The following is a 5088-nucleotide window of genomic DNA, read 5'->3' on the forward strand; positions in this document are numbered from 1 at the left end:
CTGACCGCAGAACTCGAAGGCTCCGGCGTCGAAAGTGCTCACCTGCTGGCGGCTACGGAACCGAGCATTCCCCGGTTCCGTAGCTCCCATTAGGCGTCAGGGTCGACTTCGGGGTGCGTGAACCGCACGGGCTTGCCCAACGACCGGGCGTAGGCGATTTCGGCTCGGGTGCTGTCTCCGATGTAGTCGCCGACTACGAGCACCTCATCAGCGAGCCGGATCTTCGCCCGGTGCAGATCGTCGAGTCGAACCTTCAGCGCCTCGGCCTCGGCAGGATCGGACCAGAGTTCGTGCGGCGACTTCATGTCACAGCCCGGTTTGACGACAATCTTTCCGGCTTTGGTCTCCTGCAGATCGGCCTCGTTCATCTCGGTCATGAAGCGGGTGGAGCCGCAGATCACGACGATACGCGGGAGGCTCAACAGCTTCTTCGCGTCGGCGAGCTTCTCCTCGGGGGTGAGCAGTTGCGGGTATGACACTGGTTCCTCCTGGTGGTGTGGTCCAAGGGGCGCCTGCGGAGACGAGAACGAGGGTGTCCAAGATCGTTTTGTGACGCGTGTACGTCGTCGTGGCGACCAGGACGCGGTCCAGAAGAGCAGCGGGTTCCAGTTTCGGCTCCTGATCGAGCTTCAGCACTCGGAGCAACCACTAGGTCCTGGCGGCACGTAGCTGGATCTACTGGTCTGTCAGCCCGCGAGTCCTACGGCTGCCGCTGCCCACACGTCCCGACATCCTGATATGGCCCAGCCCGATCGAGATACGCATCCCGGGATGCATACGCGCGAGCGTCCAGAGTGCGAACCGGGGGAGATGACGGACCCCCGCGAGGCGGAGTCGTCCCACTCCCTCCTTTCCGGGGCGTTCCCCCTCGTGGAGGTCGGGGACGTTTCTCCATAGCTGCTCCTACTTCAGCGGCAGCTCCGCCAGCATGACGGCGTACAGCGGGGAGTCCGGGAAGGGTTGACGCTCCCCGACCTTCCGGAAGCCCCAGGACTCGTAAAGCGTTTGGACCCGAGGGTGCGTGACGTCGACCAGGAGGACGGCGAGGTCCTCGAGCCGGCCCTCCAGGAGGGACCGGGAGAGCGCGTCCGCCACCCCCTGCTTCCGTTTCTTGGGGCTGACGGCCAGCTCGGAGTACGAGAAGGTCACTGTCTTCTCGGGCGCCGGGGCGAGATGCTCGCGCCACCACTCCCGGCCTTCGGCGGCGGGAGCGCCGTAGGCGAAGCCCACCGCCTCATCGTCTTCGTAAGCGATCACACAAGCGAAGTCTGGGTTGCCTCCCCAGTGGTCCACGAACCAGGGGAACTTCTTCTTGAAGTCGTCGTCTCGGTCGGGGCCTGCCGCTTCGGCGTGCAGATCGATGATGGCCTGCCGGATCTGCGGCAGGTCGTCATGCCCGAAGCGGCGGATATCCAGATCGGCGACGCTCACAGTCGGCTCCATTCGGATCGGTAGCGGTCGCCCCACTCTCGGGCGATCGAGGCGTCTGGCGCAAGAGTGATCAAGTCCCGGTAGTAGTCACCGAGGAGAGATCGGAGCCGTCCAGGGATGGGGCGGCCGGACATCAGCGTGAAGACCGTAGAGGCCGTGGTGCACGCCTGATCGACGTCGCGCTGATGGAGTTGGGCCAGGGCAAGCCGAGCCGTGGCCAGAGCCCTGTTCCTGCGGAACTCCTTCGGGATGGCATCGAGGGCTTTGTGGGAGGCGGCCTCGGACTCGGCCGAGTCCCCGATCCGGTCCCGGACAATGGCCGTCATAGCCATCAGCTCAGCCGGCCCGTAGAAGGCGATCCACGATGGCCGGGACTCGCCTGTCTCCGCCTTGCTCAGGGCCTCCTGGGCATGTCCCAGTGAGCGCAGGGCGGCCTGGCGGTCGCCGAGATTCGAGTGGCCGATGGCCGTACGCGCGTGAGCCAGAGAGCCGTACAGCGGGTTCCGCCGGGCGATCGTCGTTCCCAGCGCTGCGTAGGCGGCATCGACGGCTTCGGCATACTCATCCTGGTGGTGCGCGAGCATCGCGTAGGAGTTCCAGACCCGCATCTTGGCGGCGGGGTCCTTGGCCATCCCTGCCAGGTACAGGGCACGGCCCAGGAGCTGGGAAGCCCGGTCCATCTGCCGGGCGTCGATCGCGCTCCAAGCAGCTGTGGCCGTGTAGTTGGCGGCCACGGAGAAGAGCCGCTGGCGGATGCGCTGAGTGGCCCCGAGTCTCTGCTTCCCCAGGGCCTCGGCGGCGCCGGCCAACGCAGCCCGCTCCAGGTCCTCGTGGCCCCCTCTGCTGCGGTCCAGCTCCATCAGGGCGTCCAACCCAACGCGGAGCCGAAGGACGTCGGAAGTCCCTACCTGGGGCAGGGCTCCCGCGAAGGGAACCACCACAGCGGCCGTGGTGCCGCTGGCGGCTGTGAGGAAGTTCCGGCGCCTCACGGGGTCCTCCGCAGGGTTTGAGGTGCGTCGTCTTCGCGCCGGTGGGCTGAAGCCCAGCTCTCCGGCGGTGCAGCCGAATACTGCCTCTAACGCCTCGCGTTGCCGAGGGTGGGGCCACCCTGTTCTTCCGGTCAACCAGTTGCGGACGGTGCGGTCGCTGACCGTTCCCTCGTGCCCTGCACAGATCAGGTGAGCGTTCACCTTGTCCGCCAACTCGGCCTGGGTGAGCCCGCTCTCGGACATGACGCTACTGAGGCTTTCGTTCCCCGCCACATACCCACCGTAGTGACTGAGTGCCCATCAGTAGCAGGGATGGCAGAGAAATTTCCGGTGGGTGCCGATGCACGCGCCACGGACTTTTCCTGCCCCTGGGAGGTCACGAGCCGTTCACTCAGGTACGGCCACACCGCAACCGCACCCAAGAGGTCCTGATGACTGTGATGGCAACGCCACGTCCTACGGGGCACCCCGGCTACTCCGAGACTCTCCCCCGAGAGCCGGAGAGCGCAGCCGCGGCCCGAAGGCTCGTCCGTACCGCGCTGGCCGCCTGGAGCTTGGACGAACAGATCGATGACGCCATGGTCGTGGTGACCGAGTTGGTCTCGAACGCGGTGGGCCACGGGCGGCTCTCCTCGATCCGCGTGGTCGTTTCGCGGCTCGCCGACAACTGCGTTCGCATCGGAGTCGTCGACCGCTCGAAGGCCATTCCGATGATGCGGACCGACTTTCACGGCGAGCAGGTCCGAGGCCGTGGTCTCCTCTTGGTCGACGCCCTGGCCGAGCGTTGGGGCACTGACCTCTACCGGTGGGGCAAGCAGGTCTGGGCCGAGCTGAAGAGCGAGCCAACCCGATGACAGAGGAGAAGCCCCCATGGGTCGGCGACCAGGTCTACGACGCCAAGGCAGGCAAGGAGGGCGTCGTTACCGACGTGAAGAACGGGATGTACATCCTGCGCGAGATGTACTCGTGGGCCCTTACCTGGACGGCCTCAGACGCCGAGTTGCTGTCGGTCACCGTGTCACGCAAGGAGCGGATCAAGAGGGAGCGGGAGACCTGACCGTGGCAGCAGCGCATTCCCCTGACTGGGCGGCCAGTATTCACGAGGGCACTCCACCTCGCCATCGACATCGGCCGACCGGAAGCCTTCAATTGAATCCTCCCCTCCCTGAAGGGAAGGGGATTCCTGGCTCAGGCTGCCTCCTGGAGCGGCGCTCCAGGAGGTCTTCCGCCCTCGGCACCAGCCGGGTTGAGACCAGCCCGGACGAGCATGACGCGTGCGGAGTTCTTGTCCCGTGGGGACGCGGTTCCGCAGGCGGTGCAGGTGTAGGTGCGCTCACCCAGCGGCAGTGCGTGCTTGGCTCTCGCTCCGCACTGCGCGCAGTCCATCGTGGTGTACGCGGGGTGGACCATGCGGATGTCCCGCCCGTGTTTGCGGCCCATCTCGATCAGAGCGGCCTTGGTGGCGCCGATGGCGGCGTCCGCGGCCTTACGGGCCATCGTGGACTTGGCCAGGAACTTCGGACGGAAGTCCTCGACCGCGACGGCATCATGGTCACGGACCACCTTCTTCGCCCATTTACGGCCGGTGTCCGCACGCTGCCGTGCGGCCTTCTTGTGCGCCTTCGCCCGCAGCTTCTTCGCCGCGTGGTAGCCCCTCGATCCGGGTCGGCCCTTTTTCGGCCTGCGGCGGGCCATCATCCGGTCGTAGCGGGTTAGCTTCGCCCGCGTCTTCCTGCCGTGCCCGGCATGCGGCAGGTCGTGGGCGTCGGACGTGGTGGTCGCGGTTTGCTTCACGCCCCAGTCGACGCCGAGGACGCGGCCGGTCCTGGGCAGGGGCTGGATCTGGGCGGGGACGACGAAGGAGGCGTACCAGTTGTCCGAGGCTGTCCTGGTAGACGCGTACCGAGGACGGCTCGGCCGGCAGCTCCCGCGACCACACCACCGAGACGACGATGCCACCCGCCAGGTGCAGCCGGCCGTCCTTCAGCCGGAACCCGCGCTTGGTGTAGTTGAGGGTCAGCAGTGCCTCACGTCTGGTCTTCCATGTGGGCATCCCGGCCCGGCGCGCCACAGGCAGGCTCGCTGCGATGTCCTGCTGCGCCTTGGTACGGGAGCGGCCGAAGTCGCGGATGACCTGCTGCTGGGGAACCGACGAGCCCTCCCGCAGCCACGGCGTACGGGCGCGGGCCCCGGTCAGCATCCTGTCGAGCTGGGCCGGGCCGCACGTGGTCTTCTCGCCGGTCGCCCTGTTGTGCAGGTGCACGGCCCTGGACTTGGCGACGCACTCGTTCCACAGCCAGCGACACCGACCCCATTCCGCTGCCAGAGCGGTACGGGCAGCCGACGACACACGCAACCGGTACCTGTACCGGGCATGCCCGACCCCTGCACCCACATCCGCCCCCACCTGCGCCATCTCGCCCCCCTTCACAGCAGCGGCCAGGAACCGTGCCGTCCCGACTCCCGCGAAGGACCATACGTACGACAGCCGCACAAACACCCCCCGATCCCGCAACCGCCACCCCCACCAGCGACCACAGGCACAAGTGTTCACATCACTCCAGCGGCACGGCAGTGACAGCGCTATGGGCGCTCCGCGCCCTGGACCGGATTCGGCGACGCTCCGCGTCGCGGCACCCGGGTTCGATTCCGACCCCGCGGGTAAGCC

The 5088-nt window shown here is 67.1% G+C and carries 5 protein-coding genes and 1 pseudogene; 2 read left to right on the forward strand and 4 right to left on the reverse strand.

Annotated features, from left to right (window positions below; all coding sequences use genetic code 11):
• Nucleotides 1-89: 89 nt before the first annotated feature.
• The 3 genes from ACFWR9_RS30245 to ACFWR9_RS30255 all read right to left on the reverse strand — a co-directional run bounded on the left by ACFWR9_RS30245 (nt 90) and on the right by ACFWR9_RS30255 (nt 2291).
• Nucleotides 90-479, reverse strand: a complete 390-nt coding sequence (locus ACFWR9_RS30245) for a hypothetical protein (RefSeq protein WP_383847382.1) — start codon at nt 477-479, stop codon at nt 90-92.
• Nucleotides 480-903: 424 nt separating this feature from the next.
• Nucleotides 904-1443, reverse strand: coding sequence for a GNAT family N-acetyltransferase (locus ACFWR9_RS30250; RefSeq protein ID WP_383847384.1), 540 nt, complete (start codon nt 1441-1443; stop codon nt 904-906).
• The gene (locus tag ACFWR9_RS30255; protein ID WP_383847385.1) at nt 1428-2291 is read right to left on the reverse strand and encodes a hypothetical protein; all 864 of its coding nucleotides are present in this window, start codon (nt 2289-2291) and stop codon (nt 1428-1430) included. The genes ACFWR9_RS30250 and ACFWR9_RS30255 overlap by 16 nt, the downstream gene beginning before the upstream one ends.
• A gap of 569 nt (nt 2292-2860) precedes the next feature.
• Between ACFWR9_RS30255 and ACFWR9_RS30260 the strand changes: the two genes are divergently transcribed.
• Nucleotides 2861-3274, forward strand: coding sequence for an ATP-binding protein (locus ACFWR9_RS30260; protein ID WP_383847457.1), 414 nt, complete (start codon nt 2861-2863; stop codon nt 3272-3274).
• A complete protein-coding gene (locus tag ACFWR9_RS30265) occupies nt 3271-3477 on the forward strand; it encodes a hypothetical protein (RefSeq protein ID WP_383847387.1) in 207 nt (68 codons plus the stop codon). Before ACFWR9_RS30260 ends, ACFWR9_RS30265 begins: the two co-directional genes overlap by 4 nt.
• Nucleotides 3478-3608: 131 nt before the next feature.
• Here ACFWR9_RS30265 and ACFWR9_RS30270 read toward each other — a convergent pair.
• Nucleotides 3609-4836: pseudogene (locus ACFWR9_RS30270) on the reverse strand (RNA-guided endonuclease InsQ/TnpB family protein).
• Nucleotides 4837-5088: the final 252 nt, after the last annotated feature.

This window comes from Streptomyces sp. NPDC058534, assembly GCF_042717365.1.
Taxonomy (GTDB): domain Bacteria; phylum Actinomycetota; class Actinomycetes; order Streptomycetales; family Streptomycetaceae; genus Streptomyces.

What these genes read in the sequence shown, in the direction of transcription:
- ACFWR9_RS30250 (WP_383847384.1), bottom strand. Translation starts at nt 1,443, where the DNA reads ATGGAGCCGACTGTGAGCGTCGCCGATCTGGATATCCGCCGCTTCGGG.
- ACFWR9_RS30260 (WP_383847457.1), top strand. Translation starts at nt 2,861, where the DNA reads ATGGCAACGCCACGTCCTACGGGGCACCCCGGCTACTCCGAGACTCTC.
- ACFWR9_RS30255 (WP_383847385.1), bottom strand. Translation starts at nt 2,291, where the DNA reads ATGGAGCTGGACCGCAGCAGAGGGGGCCACGAGGACCTGGAGCGGGCT.
- ACFWR9_RS30265 (WP_383847387.1), top strand. Translation starts at nt 3,271, where the DNA reads ATGACAGAGGAGAAGCCCCCATGGGTCGGCGACCAGGTCTACGACGCC.